The organism is Pseudomonas palleroniana (assembly GCF_022836895.1).
Classification (GTDB): Bacteria; Pseudomonadota; Gammaproteobacteria; order Pseudomonadales; family Pseudomonadaceae; genus Aquipseudomonas; species Aquipseudomonas palleroniana.
Genome location: NZ_CP092411.1, coordinates 5,522,479 through 5,545,500, shown reverse-complemented (window position 1 = coordinate 5,545,500; position 23,022 = coordinate 5,522,479). Strand labels below are relative to the sequence as shown.

The following is a 23,022-nucleotide window of genomic DNA, read 5'->3' as shown; positions in this document are numbered from 1 at the left end:
TCTCATCCTTAGTGTGGTGGGAGTCTGACATTCCTAGTCTATTAATTGAGTCGAACTTGCAGGGTGGCGACGCATGTTTGCTGCCCCGCTTATAATCGACCGTAAGCGAGCATTGATATGCAACAGTCTCAACTAATGATTGCCGCAGCGCTGATGCTGGCCGGTGTTTCCACGGTATCGGCTGCTTCAAGCGTGGACCTGAGCGTTACCGGCAAGATCACCCCGGCCGCGTGTACGCCGTTATTGTCCAATGGTGGCCTTGTCGACCACGGCAAGATATCCGTCCAGGATCTCAATCCCCGGGGCAATACCCAACTGCCGGATGCCGCGCTGACGCTCGAAGTGAACTGCGAAGCGAGCACCACCCTGGCCATCAAGGTCACCGATAACCGTTCCGGCACCGTCAGCTACAACAACGGGACCGCTTCATACTTCGGGCTGGGGCTGGCCGCCAATGACAAGAAAATCGGCTGGTATGAACTGAGGATGAACAACGCCACGGCGGACGGTGAACTGCGTGAGGTGATCGAATCGGTCGATGGCAGCACCTGGCTGTACGCCGGCACCCTCTGGCAGCCTGATTGGCTGCGTTCGTTGAACGGGGCGAGCGGTTCCTACGCGCCATTGCCGATGCAAACCTTCAAGGCTGACCTGGCGATTGCCACCTGGATCACCGACAAGGCCACGTTGCCGGTCACCGAAGAAATCCTCATCGACGGCAACGCCACGCTGGACGTTGTCTACCTGTAACCCGCCCACACATCACTCATGCCCCTGGCGAATGACCGTGGCTTTCCCCGGCCGCGCGGATTATCGTGCGCTCCTATCAACAACAACGATTCAGGGAGCTGCACATGAGTGATGCCCATACCGCGTTGATCACCCGTTTCTACCAGGCGTTCCAACGCCTGGACGCCGAGGCCATGGCCGCCTGCTATACCGATGACGTGGTCTTCAGTGACCCGGCCTTTGGCGAACTGCGTGGCCGGGATGCCGGCGACATGTGGCGCATGCTCACCACCCGCGCCAAGGATTTCTCCCTGACCTTCGACAACGTGCGCAGCGATGAGCATAGCGGCGGCGCGCATTGGGTGGCGACGTATCTGTTCAGCGCCACCGGCAACACGGTGGTCAACGATATCCAGGCGCGTTTCGTGTTTCGTGATGGCAAGATCTGCGAGCACCACGACCACTTCGACCTGTGGCGCTGGTCGCGCCAGGCATTGGGCACCAAGGGCCTGTTGCTGGGCTGGACGCCCTTGGTGAAAAACGCCGTGCGGGCCCAGGCACTCAAAGGCCTGAAGGCATTTCAGGCCAGTCGTTGATAAGCTGCGGGCTTTTTTGCATGGCCGAATCCTGCTGTGAACACGCCTGACCCCAAACCCTGGTTTGTCTACCTGGTACGCGCCGCCAATGGCGCGTTGTATTGCGGCATCAGCAATGACCCGGTGCGCCGGTTCGCGATGCACCAGAGCGGCAAGGGCGCGCGTTTTTTTCTCTCCAGCCCCGCCGTGGCGCTGGTGTACACCGAAGTGTGTGCAAGCAAAGCCGACGCCTTGCGTCAGGAACGCCTGATCAAAAAACTCAAGAAAAGCGCCAAGGAGTGCCTGGCGGCGAGTGGCTCATCACCCTGACTGATAGTTTCCCATCACGCCATCGTGACGTTTTGCGCGCTAAGCTGACGGCTCATTTGTTGTAAATGGACTCCAGCATGTCAGCGCTCATCCTGCATCATTACCCGACGTCACCCTTCGCGGAAAAAGCTCGGCTATTGCTGGGTTTCAAGGGCCTCTCCTGGCACTCAGTGCTCATTTCGCCGGTGATGCCCAAACCGGACCTGACCGCGTTGACCGGTGGCTATCGAAAAACGCCGGTGTTGCAAGTCGGCGCCGATATTTATTGCGACACGGCGTTGATCGCGCGCCGGCTGGAGCAGGAAAAGTCCTCGCCGGTGCTATTTCCCCTAGGCCAGGAAATGATCACCCAGACCTTCGCCACCTGGGCCGACAGCGTGGTGTTTGCGCATGCCGTCAGCCTGGTCTTCCAGCCTGAATCGGTGGCGGTGCGTTTCGCCAAGTTGTCGCCAGAGGCAATCAAGGCGTTTATCGCCGACCGCGCCGCACTCTTCAGTGGCGGCACGGCCAATAAACTGCCCGCCGAACTGGCCAAGCACCAATGGCCGGCAATCATGGCGCGCCTGGAGCAGCAGTTGCAGCGCGAAGAGGGCGACTTTCTGTTCGGCGAGCCGTCGATCGCCGACTTCGCCCTGGCCCACTCCATGTGGTTTCTCAAGGCTACGCCGGTGACTGCGCCATTGGTGGACGCCTATCCTGCGGTGGTGGCCTGGCTGGGGCGGGTGCTGGGCTTCGGTCACGGCAATGCAAGCCAGATGAGCGGCGAGCAGGCGTTGGAGATCGCCCGCAACGCGACCCCGGCACCCTTGCCCGATGAGGTATTCGAGGACTTGAACGGCTTCAAGGCAGGCCAGCAGGTCAGCATTGCGGCGACTGACTACGGCGTCGACCCGGTAGCCGGTGAACTGTTGTTTGCCGGCCGCGAAGAGCTGATCCTGCGCCGTACTGACGAACGTGGCGGGACTGTGCATGTGCATTTCCCGCGCTTTGGCTTTCGCATCCAGGCGTCATAGAAAAATTATTTGCGAACCGCGGTGAGGTAAACCTGTGGCTCATCCGTGTAGTGCTTGAAACTGCGATTTATTCGCATTAACAGCGTTTTCTACACGGGTTTTCACAGCATGAAGTCGACGGCGGGCGGTTGGGTTAAACAGTGGCTGGGAGCCTCGGTATTGGCGGTGTCGGGGCTGGCGTTGCTGCCCCTGGCGGTGGCACGGGCGCAGGAGCAGCAAAGCACCCAGTTCAGTTTTGCGCTGGCAGCCAAACCGCTGCCCCAGGCCTTGAGCGATTTCAGCCGGGTCACCGGCATGAGCGTGATCTACACCGATGAAGCCCCCTACGGCCTCAACGCTCCGGCGGTCAGTGGCCAGATGAGCGCGACCCAGGCCCTGCAGCGCCTGCTGAGCCAATCGGGCTTTACTTTCCGCCAGATCGACGCTCGCACCCTGGCCCTGGAACCGGTGCCTACCGAAGGGGCCGTCAACCTCGGCGCGACCACCATCAACGCTGCCAGCCAAACCCAGGACGCCACCAGCTACCAGCCACCGCCCACCAGTTCAGTGATGCGCTCCCAGGGCCTGTTGCTGGAAACCCCGCAAACCGTCAACGTCGTCCCTGCCCAGGTATTGCGTGATCAACAACCGCGCAATCTGGATGACGCCCTGGGCAATGTCAGTGGGATCACCCAGGCCAACACCCTTGGCAGCACGCAAGACGCCGTGATGTTGCGCGGCTTTGGCGACAACCGTAACGGTTCGATCATGCAGGACGGCATGCCAGTGGTGCAGGGGCGCGCGTTGAACTCCACGGCTGAGCGGGTCGAAGTCCTCAAAGGTCCGTCGTCGTTGCTGTACGGCATCCAGGACCCAGGCGGCGTGGTTAATATCGTCAGCAAGAAGCCCGAGCTGGTGCAGTCCACCTCCCTGACGGTACGCGGCTCGACCTTCGGCGATGGCAAGAACGGCAGCGGCGGCAACCTCGACACCACCGGCCCGATTGGCGACAGTGGCCTGGCCTACCGCCTGATCGTCGACCATGAAGACGAAGACTACTGGCGCAATTTCGGTACCCACCGCGAGACACTGCTGGCGCCATCCCTGGCCTGGTACGGCGACACCACCAAGGTGGTGTTCGCCTATGAACACCGTGAATTCCTTTCACCATTCGACCGTGGCACCGCCATTGATCCCAAGACCAACCACCCGTTGAATATCCCGGCGACTCGGCGCCTGGACGAGCCGTTCAACAACATGGAAGGCCGTTCCGACCTGTATCGCCTGGAAGTCGACCATGACTTGAACGACGACTGGAAAGCTCATTTCGGCTACAGCTGGAACCGCGAGACCTACGACGCCAGCCAAGTCCGTGTGGTCAAGGTCAATACCAACGGTACGCTGACCCGCAGCATGGACGGCACTCAGGGGGCGTTGACCACCGACCGTTTTGCCACCGCCAGCCTCGAAGGCAAGGTCGACGTGGCCGGCATGCAGCATGACCTGGTATTCGGCCTGGACGATGAGTACCGCAAGATCTACCGTGCCGACCTGATCCGCCAGGCGCCGCGTGGGGTCTTCAACTACAACAACCCCGTGTACGGCAACGAAGTGGCCGGCACCACCGTCAGCGCCCCGGACAGTAACCAGACCGACCTGCTGCGCAGCGATTCGCTGTTCTTCCAGGACGCCATCCACCTAACCGACCAGTGGATTCTGGTAGGCGGCGCGCGCTACCAGATGTACGACCAGTACGCCGGCAAAGGCGTGCCCTTTACCGCCAACACCGATGGCAACGGCCAGAAGTGGGTACCCCGTGCCGGCCTGGTGTACCGCTACACCGACCAGTTGTCGTTCTATGGCAGCTACACCGAGTCGTTCAAACCCAACTCCACCATTGCGCCGCTGGCCAACAAAACGGTGCTGGACGGCAGCCTGGAACCGGAACAATCCAAAGCCTGGGAATTGGGGACCAAGTTCGATATGCCGGGGCGCATCACCGCGAGCGCGGCGTTGTTCAACATCGAAAAACGCAACGTGCTGGTGCAGGTGGGCGATGGCCTGGCCTCGGTGTACAGCGTCGCCGGCAAGGTACGCTCGCGTGGCCTGGAACTGGACGCCAGCGGGCAATTGACCGACAACTGGAGCTTGATCGGCAGTTACGCCTATACCGATGCTGTGGTGGTCGAGGACAGTAAATACAAAGGTAACGACCTGCAAAACGTGGCGAAGAACACCGCCTCGCTGTCGGCGGTGTATGACTTCGGCAGCCTCCTGGGCGGTGATCAGTTGCGGGTCGGTGCCGGGGCGCGCTATGTCGGCGAGCGGGCGGGGGACGCCGCCAATAGCTTCGAACTGCCGAGCTACACCGTGGCCGACGTGTTTGCCACCTATGACACCAAAATCGATGGGCAAAAGGTCAAGTTCCAGCTCAACGTGAAGAACCTGTTCGACCGTACCTACTACACCTCTTCGGTGAACACGCAGTTCGTGTCCATTGGCGATGCGCGGCAGGTGTCGGTTTCCAGCACGGTGACGTTCTGATGAACAAGGTCGCCTGGCTACTGGCCCTGTTCATCAGCACCACCGCAGCGGCGGACAGCGGCGCCATCCACCGCGAACACCGAGTGACGTTGCCTGGCTCCGGGCACAGTTGGGGGTTCGTCGGCCTCGATCCGACGCGTCCCTATCTGTTCCTGGCCCGCCGCGAAAACGGGTTGACCGTGTTTGATGTCCAGCACCAACGTACGGTCAAGAACGTGCTGCAGTCCGATGGCGCCAACGGTGTGGTGTTCGTGCCTGGGTTGGACCGCGTGTTTGTGCTCAACACTGACGGCAGCTTGAGTGTGGTGCAGTTATCCACACTCAAGCCGCTCAAGCGTATCGCCGTTGCGCAAAGCAACCTCAACAGCGCGGTGTACGAGCCGTCCACCGGCAAGGTGATTATCGTCAGCGGGCGTCGGGCGGATCGTTCGACGCTGTTCGAGTTCGATCCCCAGCAGGAACGCATTACCGGCGCCCATGAACTGGCGGTGAAGAAGATCGACCCGCTGTTGCTCAAGGGCGATGGCAGTTTCTTCTTGCCGATGCGTGATGAAGGCAAGGTCGCGCGCTATGCGGCCGATACCTTTGCCGTGCTCGATACCTGGCAATTCAGCGATTGCCCCAAGCCGAGCGCGCTGGCCCAGGATGCCGAGCGCCAGCGCTTGTTTGTGGCGTGTCGAGGCGACTCGCCGATGCTGATCGTTGCGGACCGTGAAAGCGGCGAGGTCAAGGCCAGGCTGCCGATTGGGCGTGACGTCAATGCCGTGGCCTACGATGCGCAACATCGTCGTTTGCTGATCCCCAGCGGCGTGGACGCGAACGTCATGGTGATCGAGCAAAGTGATGCCGATCATTACGCCTTGTCGGCCACCGTCAGCACCGTGCCGATGGCCTATAACATGGCCTTCGACGCGCAACGCCAGCGGGTTTACCTGCCGGCCATGGACTTCAACCAGCCTGCGCCGAGCACTGCCGAACCCAAGCCCGACCCGCAGTTTCAGGCCGGTACGTTCTCCATCACCACCCTGGTACTTGATTGAGGGCTTTGAATTAACCAAGCTGCGCACTCTCGTAGTTTCAGGAATGCCAGTGTTATGCAGTGGGGACGATGGATACACGCCGGCGCGATGGCGCTGGGCTTTGGGTTGTTGCTCAGTGGTTGCGCCACGCCTTCGAAGACGGCGGGCGGGCAGGGCCTGGACCAACTGCTGGCCGACCCGGCGCTGCACGGCGCCAGCGTTTCCCTGATGGTGCGGGATGCCAAAAGTGGCGCCACGCTCTACCAGTACAACCCACGCACGCGGTTGGTGCCGGCTTCCAACCTCAAGCTGCTGACCACTGCTGCGGCCATGGACGTGCTGGGGCCGCAATACCGTTTTGCCACACAATTGCTCAGCAATGGCACGCGCCAAGGCGATCGTCTCAGCGGCAACCTATACCTGCGCGGCCTCGGCGACCCGACCCTGCAGTTTGCCGACTACCAGGCGCTGGCGGCGCAATTGGCCAGCCAGGGCATTCGCCAGGTGCAGGGCGACCTGGTGTTCGACGACACCTGGTTCGACGCCGAGCGATTGGGCGTCGACTGGTCCCACGATGATGAAACCACCTACTACGGTGCGCAGATTTCAGCGCTGACCGTATCACCCAATAGCGATTTCGATGCGGGCAGTGTCCTGGTCACGGCCAAGGCCCCGGTGCGCGTTGGCCAGCCTGTCACGGTCGAGATCTACCCGCCCACCGATTACCTGCAACTGAGCAACCGTGCCGTCAGCGGGCCGGGCAACACTTACGGGATCAATCGCCGGCATGGCACCAACCTTTTGCAGCTCAGCGGTGCGGTCGCGCCGGGCAGGCAGAGCGAGCAATTGGTCAGTGTGTGGGAGCCCACGCAGTTGGTCGCCAACCTGTTCGAGCAGGCGCTGGCACAGCAGGGCATCCGCGTTTCGGGGCGTCGGGTGATGGGCGCTGCGAGCCCGGCCACGGCGACCGTGCTGGCCGAGCACCAATCGGCGCCGCTGCAGGAGCTGATCACGCCGTTGCTCAAACTCTCGAACAACAACATGTCCGAAGCCTTGCTCAAGGCCATGGGGCGCAAGACCGCCAACAGTGGCACGGCGGCGGCGGGCGCGGTGGCGGTGGCCGGGTTTCTCAAGCGTCAGGGCCTGGATACCACGACGCTGAGCCAGGTCGATGGTTCGGGCCTGTCGCGGCGTAACCTGGTGTCGTCGCAAAACCTCACGGATGTGCTATTGGCCGCGAGCAAGCAGCCGTGGTTCAACGCCTGGTACAACGCGTTGCCGATCGCCGGCAATACCGAGCGCATGACCGGCGGCAGCCTGCGTTATCGCCTGAAGGGTACGCTCGCGGAAAACAACCTGCATGCCAAGACCGGCTCCATGGGCGGCGTTTCGTCCCTGAGCGGCTACCTCACCGATACCCACGGACGGCGGTTGGTGTTCTCCATGATCAGCAACAACTATGTGGTGGCCGGCGCCCAGGTCAAAGGCGTGGAAAACCGTGTGGTCGAGGCACTGTCACGCTGGGACGATTGATTCAGGGCTGATAGCCCATGCGCCAGCTTACGGCCCGGGTCGCTGCCAGCAACTGCTGCGCCGCCGGGCCATTTTCATCGGCGTGGAACAATGAGGTGGGGCCGACTACGGTCATCACCGCCGCCACTTGCCCGACCGCGTTGAAGACCGGTGCCGACAACGCATCGACCCCAGGCATCAGCAAACCGTGCACAAAATGCAGGCCACGGCTGCGAATCTGCTCGCACACAGCGGCGTAGGCCTGATCGTCGGCCAGGGCATGGGCGGTTCCGCCCTGAATCTCACGCTCGCGCAACTCCACGGTTTCCCGCGACGGCAAATAAGCGCTGAACACCAGGCCGGTGGACGAACTGAGCAGCGGTAATACCGAGCCCAACTGCGTCACCACCGTGACGGCGCGCACCGCAGGCTCGATATGCACCACGGTTGCGCCTTGATTGCCCCAGACCGCGAGAAAGCAGGTTTCATTCAATTCATCGCGCAGTTCCGCCAGGGGCATCGCGCCGACTTTCAACACGTCCATGCTGCCCAGCGCAGCCAGGCCCACGCGTAACGCCTCGCGACCCAGGCCATAGTGGTTGGTGGCGGGGTTCTGTTCGGCAAAACCTGAGGCGATCAGCGCCTGCAAATAACGATGCACCTTGCTCGCGGGCATTTGCACGTGTTCGGCCAGGCGCGACAACGAGGTGGCCGGCGAGAGTTCAGCCAGGGCCTTGAGGATATCGGTGCCCACTTCGGCCGAGCGGACTTTCTGTTTTCCGGTGTCGCGGGGGGTATCCATGGAAGGGCAAGAATCCGAGAGATGAATGGGCGTCTTTATAGCTTGACGGTCGATAGTGATCAAATTACGTTATGCGTAAGTGAATTACGATAAAAACAATTCCGTACAGAGGATGTTCCATGAACCTCGAATACCAATCGGGCTTCGGCAATGAATTCGCCAGCGAGGCCCTGCCTGGTGCGCTACCCGTCGGCCAGAACTCCCCGCAGAAAGCGCCTTATGGGCTGTACACCGAACTGTTCTCCGGCACCGCCTTCACCATGGCCCGCAGCGAAGCGCGCCGTACCTGGCTGTATCGTATTCAGCCCTCGGCCAATCATCCGGCGTTTGTTAAGTTGGATCGGCAATTGGCCGGTGGGCCCCTGGGAGCGGTGACACCGAACCGCCTGCGTTGGAATCCGCTGGATGTTCCCAGCGAACCGACGGATTTTGTCGATGGGCTCGTGGGCATGGTTGCCAACTCGGGGTCGGAAAAACCCTCGGGCATCAGCATCTACCACTACTGTGCCAACCGCTCCATGGAGCGCGTGTTCTTCAATGCCGACGGCGAACTGTTGATCGTGCCCGAGCAGGGGCGCTTGCGCGTTGCCACCGAGCTGGGTGTACTGGACGTGGAGCCGTTGGAAATCGTCGTGCTGCCACGCGGCCTGAAATTCCGTATCGAGCTGCTGGACGCCGAGGCGCGCGGCTACGTCGCCGAGAACCATGGCGCACCGCTGCGCCTGCCGGACCTGGGCCCTATCGGCAGCAATGGCCTGGCCAACCCACGCGACTTCCTCACGCCGGTCGCGCACTACGAAGACCTCAAGCAACCGACCACCCTGGTGCAGAAGTTCCTCGGTGAACTGTGGGCCTGCGAGCTGGATCATTCGCCGCTGAACGTGGTCGCCTGGCACGGCAACAATGTGCCGTACAAATATGACCTGCGTCGCTTCAACACGATCGGCACTGTCAGTTTCGATCACCCGGACCCGTCGATTTTCACGGTGTTGACCTCGCCCACCAGCACCCACGGCCTGGCCAACCTCGACTTCGTGATCTTCCCACCGCGCTGGATGGTGGCCGAGAACACCTTCCGTCCGCCGTGGTTCCACCGCAATCTGATGAACGAATACATGGGCCTGATCCAAGGCGCCTACGACGCCAAGGCCGAAGGCTTCCTGCCCGGCGGTGCGTCGTTGCACAGCTGCATGAGTGCCCATGGGCCGGATGGCGAGACCTGCACCAAAGCTATCAATGTGGAGCTGGCGCCGCACAAAATCGATAACACCATGGCCTTCATGTTCGAGACCAGCCAAGTGCTGCGTCCCACACAGTTCGCCCTTGAATGCCCACAACTGCAAAACACTTATGACGCGTGCTGGGCCTCGTTGCCCGCCACCTTCAACCCGAACCGGAGATAACCCATGACTCATCCAACGCTAACCCGCAGCTGGGTGGCCTCCGCCAACGGTCACCGCGATTTTCCCCTGCAAAACCTGCCGCTGGGGGTGTTTAGTATCAAGGGCTCGGCACCGCGCAGCGGCGTGGCGATTGGTGACTCGATTCTCGACCTGTTTGCCGCTTTGGACGCGTTCGAGGGTGAAGCGCGCCGTGCTGTGGAAGCCACCGCCGGCGGTCAGTTGAATGCCTTTTTCGAACTCGGCCGTGGCCCGCGTGTGGCCCTGCGCGAACGCCTGCTGGAACTGCTGGCCGAAGGCAGCCAACTGCAAACCCGCGAGGCTCAAGTGCTGCACCGCGCCGCCGATTGCCAGATGCATGTGCCGGCGAAAATCAGCGACTACACCGACTTCTATGTCGGCATCGAACACGCGCAGAACGTCGGCAAACTCTTCCGCCCCGACAACCCCTTGCTGCCGAACTACAAGTACGTGCCGATTGGTTACCACGGGCGCGCCTCGACCATTCGCCCATCGGGCACCGACGTCCGTCGCCCCAAGGGCCAGACGCTGCCGGCCGGCCAGGCCGAGCCGAGCTTCGGCCCGTGCGCACGCCTGGACTACGAATTGGAGCTGGGCATCTGGATCGGCCCGGGCAACGCCATGGGCGACGCGATTGCCATTGGTGACGCGGCCGAGCATATCGCCGGTTTCTGCCTGCTCAACGACTGGTCGGCGCGGGATATCCAGGCTTGGGAGTACCAGCCGCTGGGGCCGTTCCTGTCCAAGAGCTTTATCACCAGCATCTCGCCCTGGGTGGTTACGGCTGAAGCGCTGGAGCCGTTCCGCAAGGCGCAAGCGCCGCGTCCCGAAGGTGACCCGCAGCCGCTGTCTTACCTGCTGGACAAGCGTGACCAGAACGCAGGTGCCCTGGATATCGAACTGGAAGTCCTGCTGACCACCGCTTCGATGCGTGAGCAGAACCTGCCGGCTCATCGCCTGACGCTGAGCAACACCCAGCACATGTACTGGACCGCAGCCCAAATGGTTGCCCACCACAGCAGCAACGGCTGCCAGTTGCAGGCCGGAGATCTGTTCGGCTCGGGCACCTTGTCCGGGCCGCAGCCGGGGCAGTTCGGCAGCCTGCTGGAAATCACCGAAGGCGGAAAAAAACCGATTGAACTGCCGAGTGGCGAGGTGCGCAAGTTCCTTGAGGACGGCGACGAAATCATTCTGCGTGCCCGTTGCAGCCGTGAAGGGTTTGCTCCCATTGGCTTCGGCGAGTGCCGTGGCACCGTGGTCGCGGCGCACTGAGAGGGACGGGCGATGGATCTCTATACCTACTACCGCTCTACCGCGTCGTATCGGGTGCGTATCGCGCTGGCGCTCAAGGGGCTGGATTTCAGCGCCGTGCCGGTCAACCTGCTGGTTCCGGCGGGCGGCGCCAACCGCCAGCCCGAATACCTGGCGATCAACCCGCAAGGCCGCGTGCCTGCGTTGCGTACTGATGACGGGGCATTGCTGATCCAGTCGCAGGCGATCATCGAGTATCTGGAGGAACGTTATCCACAGGTGCCGCTGCTCTCCAAAGACCTGGCCGCCCGTGCCCATGAGCGGGCGGTTGCCTCGATCATCGCCTGCGATATCCACCCATTGCACAACTCCAGCACCCAGAACCTGTTGCGAAAGTGGGGGCATGATGAGGCGCAGTTGCTGGAATGGATCGGCCATTGGATCAGCCAGGGCCTGGGCGCGGTGGAGCAATTGATTGGCGATAAAGGCTTTTGCTTTGGCGAGCAGCCGGGGATGGCGGATGCGTTCCTGATTCCCCAGCTGTACGCGGCGGAACGTTTCAAGGTGCCTTTGGCCGCGTACCCGCGTATCGGGCGGGTGGCAGCCTTGGCGGCTCGGCATCCGGCGTTTGTGCAAGCACATCCGGCTAATCAGCCGGATACCCCTGATACACCCTGAATGAATGTGGGAGGGGGATTGCCCCTTCCACATTGGATCGAAGTTGCCCACATAAAAAAATAAAGGGACCTTGCGATGCACAATCAGATTGCCAGCTTTCGTGCGGCACTCGATGCCCGTCCGGTGTCGAACTATCAGTGGTTGATCCTCCTGCTACTGGCGCTGTTGCTGGTGACCGACGGTTACGACGCTCAGGTGCTGGGTTACGTGGTACCGGCCTTGGCCAAGGATTGGGGCTTGGAAAAAGCCGCGTTCGGCCCGGTATTCAGTGCCAACCTGTTGGGCCTGACGTTGGGCTCGCTGCTGGTGACGCCCCTGGCCGACCGGTTTGGCGTGCGGCGCATCCTGCTGGGCTGCGTGCTGATCTATGCCAGCCTCACGGTGTTGATGGTGTTTGCCAATTCCCTGACGACGCTGATGGCCGCGCGCTTTATCTGCGGGATCGGCATGGGCGGTGCGATGCCGAGCGCCATGGCGTTGATGTCGGAATACTCCCCACCCCGTTTGCGCACCTTGATGGTGACGTTGGCCGCGTGCGGCTTTTCGTTCGGCGGCGCGGCGGGTGGGTTCGTTGCGGCGGGGTTTATCGAAGGCTTTGGCTGGCAGGCGGTTTTCCTGGCGGGCGGCGTCACGCCGTTGCTGCTGTTCCCCTTCCTGGTGTGGCTGCTGCCCGAATCCCTGCCGCGCCTGTTGCGTGACGCACCGCCCTATGCGCGCTTGCAAAAGGTCACGGCGCGCATGCTGCCCGGCTGGCAGCCGCCACTGGCCAGCGCGGCCGAAAGCCAGCGGGAGGAGGGGAGCAAGCTGACGGTGCTGGAGTTGTTCCGCAACGGCTATGCGCGCCCGACCCTGCTGCTCTGGGCGACCTTTTTTGTCAGCTTGATCCTCTTGTACTTCATGATCAGTTGGCTGCCGTCGCTGCTGCTGGAAAGTGGCCTGGCCTTGAAAGAAGCCAATCTGGTGACGTCGATGTTCCTGTTTGCCGGCACCCTGGGTGCCATCGGCATGGCCTGGTTCGCCGACCGCCTGAAAAGCAAGGTGCGGCTGTTGTCCGGCGTGTTGGCGGCGGCTGCGCTGTGCACCCTCCTGTTAGGGCTGAACCATGACAACCCGCGTTACCTGGTGGCCTGCGTGTTCGCCGCCGGTTTCTGCATCATTGGCGGCCAACTGACGCTCAATGCCTTCGCCAGCAACTTCTACCCGGCCCATGTGCGCGCTACCGGCACCGGCTGGGCCTTGGGGGTGGGACGATTCGGCTCGATCCTGGGACCGCTGTTCGGCAGCCTGCTGTTGGCGATGCATATACCGGTGCAGCAGATTTTCTTCTTCTGCGCGATTCCGGCGGTGATCGCTGCGTTGCTGATCATTCAGGTACGTTCGCCTGTCGTCAGCGTGCCCAAGAGCCCGTTGCAGACGGATATCCTCAAGGCGCCGGGGGCTTAATGCACCACCGTGTTGGGCGGCAGATGCCCCAGCCGCTCGGTCAGGCGCAGGCGCTGGATCGGGTCTTCGCTGAGCAGCAGGGCATGTTCCAGGTCAAAGCGCTCGGCGTTCGGGCAGTCCAGGCGCTGATACAGGCTGGCCCGGGCCAGGTAGTCGGCGGCGCTGGCATTGCCCAGTTCCAGAACGCGCTCGGCATCGATCAAGGCGTCGAGCGGGGCATCATTGGAGAGGTGCAGCTGGCGCAGGTTGCGTGACAGCCGTTGCAGGATCGAACGGGGTTCAGCGGTGTTCAGGTGTTCGGCCTGCAACTTGAGATTCGGCCCATATTGACGTTGCAGCAGTTCGCGGCAGTCATTGGGGTACAGACGCCGACCGCCACAGGGGTCCAGCAGATGGTCGGCGCCGGGCACCCGCAACAGAAAATGCCCCGGGAAATTCACGCCCACCAAGGGGATGTCCAGGCGTCGCGCGATTTCCAGTGCGATCAGCGCCATGGCCAAGGGTTGCCCGCGCTTGCGTTGCAGTACCTTGTCCAGCAGGGCGGCGGCGGGGCGCAGCGGGGTGAATTCGTCCTGGGCGAATCCCAGGTCGTTCAAGCGCCGCAACAGGGGTTGACCCAGTTCGTCAGCGGGCAACATGGGCATGCCCAGCGCGACCTGTTGTTGCAGCAAGGTGACGTCTTGCAGGATGAGCAACGGCTGCACGACGGGATCGTGCTCGGCGGCAATCCACAACGCCGCTTCAAACAGCGCGGGGGGAGAGCGGTCCAGGCAGGCGAAAAAGGCTTGGCGGGGATTCATTGCTTTCTCCGGCGGATGCCCTCGTTTTAGCCTTGCTGTGAATTTTCGTCCAGCGTCTTGAGAAATATCCTACTGTCTTATGTCTTAGGGCCTGCAAAACCGTGAGCCTTATTCCAGTGCAGTCCAGCATTTTTCTACCGCAAGCCTATACTTGGGCCACTACCAGAAGTGATTCGGGAGCTCATTGATGTTTGCGCTCATGCACAGCACCCGCCTTGAATCGCTGCACCTGAGCGTCGACCCGGTGACCGGTCTGAAGGCGATCATCGCCATCCACAACAGTCGCCTGGGGCCGGCCTTGGGCGGCTGTCGTTACCTGACGTACCCCGACGATCAAAGTGCCGTGGCGGATGCCGCGCGCCTGGCCCAAGGCATGAGCTACAAAGCCGCCCTGGCCGGCCTGCCGGTAGGCGGCGGTACGGCGGTGATCATCCGCCCCGTGCACGTGGAAAGCCGCGCCGCCTTGTTCGAAGCCTTTGGCCGCTGCATCGAAAAACTCGACGGCCGCTTCATTACCGCCATCGACAGCGGCACCTCGGTTGCCGATATGGACTGCATTGCCCAGCACACGCGCTTCGTCACCAGCACCACCGCCGCCGGCGACCCCGCGCCGCACGCGGCCATGGGAGTGTTTACCGGTATCCGCACCACCGCCATGGCCCGCCTGGGCAGCGATAACCTCGAAGGCTTGCGCGTGGCGGTGCAGGGGCTGGGCAATGTGGGGTATGCCCTGGCCGAGCAACTGCACGCGGCCGGTGCCGAGCTGTTGGTCAGCGACATCGATCATGGCAAGGTCCAACTGGCCATGGAACAACTTGGCGCGCACCCCATCGCCAACGATGCCTTGCTCAGCACCCCTTGCGACATCCTCGCGCCCTGCGGCGTCGGTGCGGTGTTCAATCGCCATACGGTTGGCCAACTGCGTTGCGCCGCTGTGGCCGGTTCCGCCAGCGCGCAACTGACCAACCTGGAGATCGCCGACCAACTGGAAGGGCGAGGCATCCTCTACGCCCCCGACTACGTGATCAACTCCGGTGGCCTGATCTACGTCGCTCTCAAGCACCACGGCGCCGAGCTGGCGGATATCACGGCCCATCTGTCAAACATAGGCAGGCGCCTGACCGAAATCTTCGCCCACGCCCAAGCCGAAAAACGTTCCCCGGCACGCGTTGCCGATGAGTTGGCCGAGCGTCTGCTGTACAAATAGCCCAGGCATTAAAAAGGCCCTGAGCCAGTGACTCAGGGCCTGTTCAATTCGGACTTCATTCCGTTGCAGGGTTCAGCAACTCGGCCAGTGCATCCGGCTGGCTCTTGAACGCCTTGGCAAACACATCGCGGTTCTTCGCCATGTAGATCCCGGCTTCTTCCACTTGCTGCTCGCTCAGGGACGGCACGGCCTTTTGCAACACTTCTGCGAGCAACTCAGCGAGTTCAAGCATCTTGTCATGACGGTCAGCTTCGGCTTTATCCATGAACAAACGCTCCAGATCTCGGCTGCTGCGGTATACCACTTCGACGGCCATTCACCACCTCACATGCCTTCACGATAGTTGTCTATTGCGACTACTGTATTTATATACAGCTAAAGGTTAAGCCAAACCGTGGGGTTTGGGTAGCAGTTTTTTAATGTAGCTCGAAAAGCCAGGTTTGCAGTGCCTCATATCACCCCGCCATCATCTTATAGCTGCCGCTGGCCTTTTTTCTGCATGCAGAACAACCGTCACGTTCAACTCGCATTATCCGGTCGAGCCGACCTAAGGAAGCATCATCGTGAAAATCAACTGGGCTGAAAGGCTGCGCCAGAACGTCCATGGGCTGGCCGAATCCCTGGGCAACCTGTTTGTCGAGACATTCCATTACCTGGCGTTGTTTGCCATTGGTGCGGTGACCGCGTGGGCGGCGGTGATGGAGTTTCTCGGGATGTTGGAGAACGGGCATATCAAGATCGATGACATCTTGCTGCTGTTCATCTACCTGGAATTGGGCGCGATGGTCGGGATCTATTTCAAGACCAACCACATGCCGGTGCGTTTCCTGATCTACGTGGCGATCACTGCGCTGACGCGCCTGTTGATCTCCAACGTATCGCACCACAACCCGCCGGACATCGGCATCATCTACCTGTGCGGCGGTATTCTGCTATTGGCGTTTTCGATCATGGTCGTTCGATATGCCTCGTCGGCATTCCCGTCGGTGAAGGTTGAAGGCCCGCGTCGCAAAGGCGAGGCGAGCCAGGAAACCGAGAAGGGCGAACTCTAGAGCCCGACGCTGAAGGGCAGGGGACGGGCGGGCGGGCGCTGCAGAAGTTTGTGGCTGTCGCCGTCCGTCATCATCGCCAGGATCTCCATGGCGCTATGGCCCTGCTCTATGGCAATGCCGAACTGAATGCTTTGCACCAGCCGCTTGAGACGTTGCGGATCGTTGCGTTGTTCGGCACTGATCATGCGTTTGGCCACCACGCCCGTTTCGTTCGAGAGGGTGAGCATGATGCTGCCGTCGAGCCGTTGGATGCTCAGGTTGACGCGGTAATCGGGGCTGAAAGTGTCCGTGATGATCTGAAAAGGATTGTCCATGGTGCGTTACCGCCTGATAGGAACATGCAGTCATTGACGACCGGTGTCGGGAATAGTTCGCGTTGCCTGACCACCGGCCACTCCGTCGCTGAGGTTTTACAAAATCCGTTTACCTCATGAGCTGTACAGCAAAGGGCGTGCCGTACAGCGATCTGACAAACAATGCGGTCCTTGTGTGGGAGGGGGCTTGCTCCCGATGGCGGTCATTCAGCCGAGTATTTATTGGCTGACACACCGCTCATCGGGAGCAAGCCCCTCCCACAGTCATCTCGGGGTGTCTTTGAGAGCGGTGACCTGTTTCAGGGCAGTACCGAGAAAACGATCGCCGAAAGCGCAATCAACCCGATCACCACCACAAACCCATTCGACAACTGGCCCGAATACTGGCGCAGAGAGGGCACGCGGCGGATCGCGTACATCGGCATCAGGAACAACAGGCAGGCAATGATCGGTCCACCCATGGTTTCGATCATGCCCAGGATGCTGGGGTTGAAGGTCGCCACGGCCCAGCAGGTCAGTACCATGAACACTGCGGTGCAACGTTCCAGCGCCTTGGACGACATCGAACGGTTACGCCCGCGCAAGGATTTGACGATCAGGCCCTGGAAGCCTTCACTGGCACCGATGTAGTGGCCCAGGAAGGATTTGGTGATCGCCACCAGCGCAATCAACGGCGCGGCGTAGGCGATGACCGGCGTTTGGAAATGGTTGGCCAGGTACGACAGGATCGAAATGTTCTGCGCCTTGGCGGCCGCCAGGTCGGCCGGCGACAGAGCCAGCACGCAGCTGAAGCAGAAGAACATCACTGTCAGCACCATCATGCCGTGGGCGGTGGCGAGGATCCCGCCGCTTTTGCGCTCGGCCTGGGCGCCATAGACGCGCTTTTGATCGACGGCAAACGCGGAAATGATCGGTGAGTGGTTGAAGGAAAACACCATCACCGGAATCGCCAGCCACAGGGTCTTGAAGAACAGCGGCATTGGCATGCCATCCCCGGCCGAGGCGAAAAACGCGCCGTTCCAGTTGGGGATCAGGCTGAACGCGAGCAGCAACAGCGCGGCGACAAAGGGGTACACCAGCACGCTCATGGCTTTGACGATCACGCCTTGGCCGCAGCGCACAATGGCCATCAGGCCGAGGATCAGCACCAGTGACAGGACTGCCCGGGGGGGTGGCGTCATGTGCAACTGGTGCTCCATGAAGCTGCCGAGGGTGTTGGTCAGCGCCACGCTGTACACCAGCAAAATCGGGAAAATCGCAAAGAAATACAGCAGGGTGATCAGCTTGCCCGCGCCGACGCCGAAATGTTCTTCGACAACTTCGGTGATGTCGCCGGATTTGCCCGACAACACAAAGCGCGTCAGCCCACGGTGGGCGAAGAAGGTCATCGGGAACGCCAGCAGCGCCAGCACGATCAGCGGCCAGAAGCCGCCGACGCCGGCGTTGATCGGCAGGAACAAGGTGCCCGCGCCGATGGCGGTGCCGTAAAGGCCGAGCATCCAGGTGGTGTCGTGTTGCGTCCAGCCGCTGGTCACGGTTGTTTCTACGGCAGGGTTTTCTACGGCAGGTGTACGTACATCGGTCATCGATATTGCCTCGTTATTATTTTTGCGCGGGCTCACGTTGGGGCGGGTAGCAGTGCTCCGATCAGCACTCCACCCAGCTGACCGCCAGGCCGCCCCGTGAAGTTTCTTTGTATTTGTCATGCATATCGGCACCGGTATCGCGCATGGTGCGGATCACCCGGTCGAGGGAGATGAAGTGTTTGCCGTCGCCGCGCAGGGCCATTTGCGTGGCGTTGATCGCCTTCACGGCAGCGATGGCGTTGCGCTCGATACAGGGTACTTGCACCAGGCCACCAACCGGGTCGCAGGTCAGGCCCAGGTTATGCTCCAGGCCGATTTCGGCGGCGTTTTCCAATTGCTCGGGGGTGGCGCCGAGGATCTCGGCCAACCCGGCGGCGGCCATGGCGCAGGCTGAGCCGACTTCGCCCTGGCAGCCGACTTCGGCGCCCGAGATCGAGGCGTTTTTCTTGCACAGAATGCCGACAGCGGCGGCGGCCAGGAAGAAATTGACCACATCGTCGTCAGACGCGTTGGCATTGAACTTCATGTAGTAATGCAACACCGCCGGGATGATCCCCGCCGCGCCATTGGTCGGCGCCGTGACCATGCGCCCGCCGGCGGCGTTTTCTTCGTTGACGGCGAGGGCGAACAGGTTGACCCATTCCATAGCGGACAGGGTCGAGGTGATGACATTCGGTTTGCCGATTTCCAGCAGGTTGCGGTGCAATTTCGCGGCGCGACGCGGCACATCCAGGCCACCCGGCAAAATGCCTTCGTCGCGCAGGCCCTGTTCTACGCATTCGCGCATTACCGACCAGATATGCAGCAGGCCGCTGCGGATCGCTTCGTCGCTGCGCCACGCCCGTTCATTGGCCATCATCAGTTCCGAAACCCGCAGGCCGTGCTTGTTGCACAGGGCCAGCAGTTCGGCCGCGCTGGAAAAGTCGTAGGGCAATTGCACATCGCTGGTCGGCGCAGTGCCCGAAGCCGCTTCAGCCGCGTCGATGATGAAGCCGCCGCCCACCGAATAATAGGTTTGTTCGCTCAGCAGGCCGGTTTCACCGTAGGCGTGCAGCGACATGGCATTGGGGTGGTAAGGCAGGCTTTCGTCCAGCAGCAGGAGATCGGAGTGCCAATTGAAGGCAATGTCCTGGGTGCCGGCGAGCAGCAGCCGGCCGGACTCGCGCAACTGTTGGATGCGCGCGTTGATCGAGGTTGGGTCGACCTGGTCGGGCCATTCGCCCATCAGGCCCATGACACAGGCGCGGTCGGTGGCGTGGCCCACGCCGGTGGCGGACAGCGAGCCGTACAGGCGCACTTCGACCCGGCGCGTGGCGCTCAGTAACTGTTGGTCGACCAGTGCCTGGGCGAAGCTTGCCGCTGCCCGCATGGGGCCGACGGTGTGAGAGCTGGAAGGGCCGATACCGACTTTGAATAGATCGAAAACACTGATAGCCATGCTAAAGCCTTACAAGCAATGGAGTAGGAATCGCTGCCATTTTTGTAGGCCGAGCGCAATTGGCGCGATACTGATCCTCTGGATCGGCACTGACCAACGAATTATCCTAAGAAACCCTTTAGCAGGACTAAACGCTATGACCCGCCCACTCCATGGTCAGACCTACGTCTGGCTGCACGTGTTTTCCTGTGCGGCACGGCATCTGTCGTTCACTCGCTGCGCTGAAGAACTGCACATCACGCCGGGGGCGGTGAGCCAGCAGATCCGGCAGTTGGAGGAGCGCTTGGGTTTTCGACTGTTCCATCGCCGGGCGCGTGGGGTTGAACTCAGTGCCGAGGGCCAGCGGTTGGCGGCGACGGTGGGGGAGGCTTACGGCAGCATCGATGCCGAGTTGCAGCGCTTGGACGCGGGCATGATCAGCGGCACCTTGCGCCTGCGTTCGATTCCATCATTTCTGGGTAAGTGGCTGACCCCGCGTTTGCCGCGTTTACAGCAACGCTTCCCGGATATTCAACTGCGCATGGTCGCCGAAGACAGCAGCATTGCCTTGCACGAGGGCGACTTTGACTTGGCGATCGATCTCAACGACGGCAGCTATCCAGGCTTGTTATCCACAGCCCTGCTGGACGAGCAGATATTCCCGGTGTGCGCGCCGAGCCTGCTGCGCGGCCGTCCGCCGTTACACGGACCGGCGGATCTGGCGCACTTCCCGTTGTTGCACGACATCACGGCCTGGCGTGGGAGTTATGAATACGCCGAGTGGGAGTTTTACCTGAATGCCATCGGCTACCACCTCGCCGATGTGCGACGTGGGCACACCTTCAACCGTAACCACCTGACCATCGAAGCCGCCATCGCGGGCATGGGCGTGGCGATTGCGCGGCGCACGTTGCTCAATGACGAGCTGGAGCGCGGCACCTTGATTGTGCCCTTCGGTGTCGCCGTGCCCAACCACAAACGCTACGTGCTGCTGTATGCGCCGGGTGCGTTGAGCCATCCGGGCGTGCGTGCGGTGCATGATTGGCTGGTGGAGGAGGCCGAGGTTTTTCGCGGATTGCACCCGTTGGGAGAGGGGCAATTGTGAGGTTCGCAAGGTGTAGGAAGATTTAACTAACTCCCCACCCTAACAGCGTTTTTGCTCGTAGTCAGACTTAATTTGTAATGTGGGATTTATCTTTGCAAAGGGGTTGAAATGTTTCGCTGACTGCTCAATTGTGTCATCAAGAGGTCATGGTTTCACCGCACCGGTGTTGCAGTTGTGACCTCCCGCGAGCTAGCTGAAATAAGGGAAGAACTATGCAAATCCAAGTCAATAGCGATAACCATATTGAAAGCAGCATCCGACTGGAGGAGTGGGTACGTACGACCATTGAGAGCACGCTTGATCGTTATGAAGAACACCTGACCCGCGTTGAGGTTTACCTGCGCGATGAGAACGGCGACAAGCCCGGCCCCCATGACTTGAGTTGCCGGCTGGAAGCCCGGCCAAAGGGGCATCAACCGATCTCGGTCTGCGATAAAGCCGATACGCTGGAGCAGGCGATCGATGGTGCAGCCATCAAGCTTGAACATGCGTTGGAGCACCTGTTCGGCAAACTGCAAGGCAAGCCACGCGCTGCCGGGAAAAGTCTGCCGGCCAACAAAGTCGACGAGGGTGCGCTCGAAGCAGAGTTCGAAGAAAACTTGCAGGCAGCGATTAACAGCTGACCGCTCTTTCTCCCTAGCCAAACGGGCCTGCAGATGCAGGCCCGTTTTCGTTTAACGGCTGCGGAAAAAATACCGGCTCAAGAGCGCCAGGCCGCCAGCACCGATACCGGCGAAGAGCATCGCCCAACCGGCGCCATGGCGCAGCGCCGCCTGGGCGTCCGTCACGGTCAGCCCCGGCACGTCCAGCTTGCCCGCGGCAAGATGCTGGCTGATCGCCGGCCAGTCTGCTGCTGTGGATTCGGGCAGCAAGCTGGCCAGTTGATGACTGATCCCGAGCAGCAACACCAGCCCCATCAGCGCGATATTGAGCGCCAGGGTAATCAGCCGTGCACTGAGATCGATACCCGACGCCATGCCGGCACGGTCGGCCGAGACCGAGCCGGTGGTGGTGTTGGTGGTCGGCGAATTGGTCAGCGCCAAACCCACTCCCGCGATGACACAACTGCACAGCACCAGCACGATACTCGGTTGCTCGGTACCGTTGACCAGGGCCATGGCGATAAACCCGGCGCCCATCAAACCCAGGCCCACGGGGATGATCCGCTCCGCGCCATAGCGCAGTGCCAGGCGTTCAGCCAGCGGCGGCACCAGCAAGGTCGGCAACGTGTAGGTCAGCAGGGCGCCGCCGGTGGTCAGGGTGTCGTAGCCCAGGCCCGCCTGGAAATAGAGCGGCAAGTAGATCATGAACGGCCAGAAGCTGAAATTCATCCCGACCGAGCCCATCAACGCGCCGTTGAAACGCTGGATGCGGAACACCGAGAAGTCGAACATCGGATGCTCGCTGCGCCGCTCGATGACTACGAACAACAGCAACCCGATCAACGACAGACCAGCCCAAGCGAGCATGGCCGGTGCGCCGAAGCCGTGCTCGCTGCCTTGGGTGATGAAGTACACCAGCGCAAATACCGACAGCGTCAAGGTGAGCATGCCGGCGATGTCCAGACGATGACCCGCCGGGTCCCGCGATTCCTGCACGCTGACCCGCAGCAACACCAGGGTCAGCAGGGTCAGCGGCACATGCACCAGGAACACCCAGCGCCAATCCGCGATCGCCAGGATCAAGGCCCCCACCATGGGCCCGAAGCCCAGGCCCAGGCCCGCAATCACGCCCCATACCGCGAAGGCCCGCGCACGCGCCGCCGGCTCCCGGAACTGGTGCGAAAGAATGGCGAACTGACAAATCATCATGGCGCCGGCTCCCACACCCTGGACAAAACGCGCCGCGATCAGCATGGGCGCCGTATCGGCCAGCCCACAGGCCAGCGAAGCCAGGCCGAACAGCCACAAGCACAACACCAGCATGCGCCGTCGGCCAAAGCGATCGGCCAGGGTGCCCGCTGCCATCAGCACGCTGGTACAGGCCAGGGTGTAGGCGTTCATGATCCATTGGGCATCCTGGAAGCCTGTGCCCAATTGTTGTTCGAGGGTGGGCAGGATGACCGGCACGCTGGAGATTTCCAGGCCGAACATCAGTGCAACGAGGCACACAGCGGTGAGGGCGAGGCCATCTCTGGCGGTCCGTGGGGCGCTGACGGCCGATACAGCGGCGGCGGGCGGCATGGGCAATTCCTTTGGATTGAATGAGGGTTTATTCTCGCGGGAACAGGATTCTTTATTCGTGA

General features: G+C 61.5%; 22 protein-coding genes. 15 read left to right on the top strand and 7 right to left on the bottom strand.

What is annotated here, in order from left to right; all coding sequences use genetic code 11:
* Positions 1–117: 117 nt before the first annotated feature.
* From MJP36_RS24915 to dacB, 7 genes are all read left to right on the top strand, one after another.
* Positions 118–750 carry a DUF1120 domain-containing protein gene (locus MJP36_RS24915; protein WP_104995583.1) on the top strand — a complete coding sequence of 211 codons (633 nt, stop codon included), beginning with the start codon at positions 118–120 and terminating at the stop codon, positions 748–750.
* Positions 751–854: 104 nt separating this feature from the next.
* Positions 855–1,325, top strand: a complete 471-nt coding sequence (locus MJP36_RS24910; protein ID WP_104995584.1) for a nuclear transport factor 2 family protein — start codon at positions 855–857, stop codon at positions 1,323–1,325.
* Between the two features lie 36 nt (positions 1,326–1,361).
* The gene (locus MJP36_RS24905) at positions 1,362–1,634 is read left to right on the top strand and encodes a GIY-YIG nuclease family protein (RefSeq protein ID WP_060753844.1); all 273 of its coding nucleotides are present in this window, start codon (positions 1,362–1,364) and stop codon (positions 1,632–1,634) included.
* A gap of 77 nt (positions 1,635–1,711) precedes the next feature.
* Positions 1,712–2,647 carry a glutathione S-transferase family protein gene (locus MJP36_RS24900; RefSeq protein ID WP_104995585.1) on the top strand — a complete coding sequence of 312 codons (936 nt, stop codon included), beginning with the start codon at positions 1,712–1,714 and terminating at the stop codon, positions 2,645–2,647.
* Between the two features lie 108 nt (positions 2,648–2,755).
* Complete coding sequence (locus MJP36_RS24895; RefSeq protein ID WP_104995586.1) at positions 2,756–5,170, top strand: TonB-dependent siderophore receptor; 2,415 nt, start codon at positions 2,756–2,758, stop codon at positions 5,168–5,170.
* Positions 5,170–6,210: a YncE family protein gene (locus tag MJP36_RS24890; protein WP_234016609.1), complete on the top strand. Its 1,041-nt coding sequence runs from the start codon at positions 5,170–5,172 to the stop codon at positions 6,208–6,210. The genes MJP36_RS24895 and MJP36_RS24890 overlap by 1 nt, the downstream gene beginning before the upstream one ends.
* A gap of 54 nt (positions 6,211–6,264) precedes the next feature.
* A complete protein-coding gene (gene dacB, locus MJP36_RS24885) occupies positions 6,265–7,722 on the top strand; it encodes a D-alanyl-D-alanine carboxypeptidase/D-alanyl-D-alanine endopeptidase (RefSeq protein ID WP_060753841.1) in 1,458 nt (485 codons plus the stop codon).
* A gap of 1 nt (position 7,723) precedes the next feature.
* Here dacB and MJP36_RS24880 read toward each other — a convergent pair whose 3' ends face one another.
* The gene (locus MJP36_RS24880; protein WP_244384260.1) at positions 7,724–8,503 is read right to left on the bottom strand and encodes an IclR family transcriptional regulator; all 780 of its coding nucleotides are present in this window, start codon (positions 8,501–8,503) and stop codon (positions 7,724–7,726) included.
* A gap of 119 nt (positions 8,504–8,622) precedes the next feature.
* Between MJP36_RS24880 and hmgA the strand changes: the two genes are divergently transcribed.
* From hmgA to MJP36_RS24860, 4 genes are all read left to right on the top strand, one after another.
* Entirely contained in the window at positions 8,623–9,906 is a 1,284-nt protein-coding gene (hmgA, locus tag MJP36_RS24875; RefSeq protein ID WP_060753839.1) for a homogentisate 1,2-dioxygenase, read from the top strand.
* Positions 9,907–9,909: 3 nt separating this feature from the next.
* Positions 9,910–11,196 (top strand): fumarylacetoacetase, encoded by a 1,287-nt coding sequence (gene fahA, locus MJP36_RS24870; protein ID WP_244384258.1) that lies wholly within the window; start codon positions 9,910–9,912, stop codon positions 11,194–11,196.
* A 12-nt stretch (positions 11,197–11,208) separates the two neighbouring features.
* Positions 11,209–11,853: a maleylacetoacetate isomerase gene (gene maiA, locus MJP36_RS24865; RefSeq protein WP_244384255.1), complete on the top strand. Its 645-nt coding sequence runs from the start codon at positions 11,209–11,211 to the stop codon at positions 11,851–11,853.
* A 75-nt stretch (positions 11,854–11,928) separates the two neighbouring features.
* The gene (locus MJP36_RS24860; RefSeq protein WP_244384253.1) at positions 11,929–13,296 is read left to right on the top strand and encodes an MFS transporter; all 1,368 of its coding nucleotides are present in this window, start codon (positions 11,929–11,931) and stop codon (positions 13,294–13,296) included.
* Here MJP36_RS24860 and MJP36_RS24855 read toward each other — a convergent pair.
* Complete coding sequence (locus MJP36_RS24855; protein WP_244384252.1) at positions 13,293–14,096, bottom strand: SirB1 family protein; 804 nt, start codon at positions 14,094–14,096, stop codon at positions 13,293–13,295. The genes MJP36_RS24860 and MJP36_RS24855 overlap by 4 nt on opposite strands.
* 187 nt (positions 14,097–14,283) lie before the next feature.
* Here MJP36_RS24855 and MJP36_RS24850 point away from each other — a divergent pair, with 187 nt between their 5' ends.
* A complete protein-coding gene (locus MJP36_RS24850) occupies positions 14,284–15,303 on the top strand; it encodes a Leu/Phe/Val dehydrogenase (RefSeq protein WP_060753834.1) in 1,020 nt (339 codons plus the stop codon).
* Positions 15,304–15,358: 55 nt separating this feature from the next.
* On the opposite strand, the gene MJP36_RS24845 is transcribed toward MJP36_RS24850, so the two are convergent.
* Positions 15,359–15,619 (bottom strand): YebG family protein, encoded by a 261-nt coding sequence (locus MJP36_RS24845; RefSeq protein WP_161548215.1) that lies wholly within the window; start codon positions 15,617–15,619, stop codon positions 15,359–15,361.
* 247 nt (positions 15,620–15,866) lie between these two features.
* On the opposite strand from MJP36_RS24845, the gene MJP36_RS24840 reads away from it, so the two are divergent.
* The gene (locus tag MJP36_RS24840; RefSeq protein WP_060755005.1) at positions 15,867–16,355 is read left to right on the top strand and encodes a phosphate-starvation-inducible protein PsiE; all 489 of its coding nucleotides are present in this window, start codon (positions 15,867–15,869) and stop codon (positions 16,353–16,355) included.
* On the opposite strand, the gene MJP36_RS24835 is transcribed toward MJP36_RS24840, so the two are convergent.
* From MJP36_RS24835 to MJP36_RS24825, 3 genes are all read right to left on the bottom strand, one after another.
* On the bottom strand, positions 16,352–16,669 hold the full coding sequence (locus MJP36_RS24835) for a DUF3509 domain-containing protein (RefSeq protein ID WP_090366587.1): 318 nt from the start codon (positions 16,667–16,669) through the stop codon (positions 16,352–16,354). The genes MJP36_RS24840 and MJP36_RS24835 overlap by 4 nt on opposite strands.
* Positions 16,670–16,968: 299 nt before the next feature.
* Entirely contained in the window at positions 16,969–18,255 is a 1,287-nt protein-coding gene (locus tag MJP36_RS24830) for a serine/threonine transporter (protein ID WP_090366585.1), read from the bottom strand.
* A gap of 61 nt (positions 18,256–18,316) precedes the next feature.
* Positions 18,317–19,693, bottom strand: a complete 1,377-nt coding sequence (locus MJP36_RS24825) for an L-serine ammonia-lyase (protein ID WP_104995592.1) — start codon at positions 19,691–19,693, stop codon at positions 18,317–18,319.
* A 136-nt stretch (positions 19,694–19,829) separates the two neighbouring features.
* Here MJP36_RS24825 and MJP36_RS24820 point away from each other — a divergent pair, with 136 nt between their 5' ends.
* Complete coding sequence (locus tag MJP36_RS24820) at positions 19,830–20,777, top strand: LysR substrate-binding domain-containing protein (RefSeq protein WP_090366583.1); 948 nt, start codon at positions 19,830–19,832, stop codon at positions 20,775–20,777.
* Between the two features lie 212 nt (positions 20,778–20,989).
* The gene (locus tag MJP36_RS24815; RefSeq protein WP_060755000.1) at positions 20,990–21,400 is read left to right on the top strand and encodes an HPF/RaiA family ribosome-associated protein; all 411 of its coding nucleotides are present in this window, start codon (positions 20,990–20,992) and stop codon (positions 21,398–21,400) included.
* Positions 21,401–21,451: 51 nt separating this feature from the next.
* Here MJP36_RS24815 and MJP36_RS24810 read toward each other — a convergent pair whose 3' ends face one another.
* Positions 21,452–22,960: an MFS transporter gene (locus tag MJP36_RS24810; RefSeq protein WP_244384251.1), complete on the bottom strand. Its 1,509-nt coding sequence runs from the start codon at positions 22,958–22,960 to the stop codon at positions 21,452–21,454.
* Between the last annotated feature and the right edge of the window lie 62 nt (positions 22,961–23,022).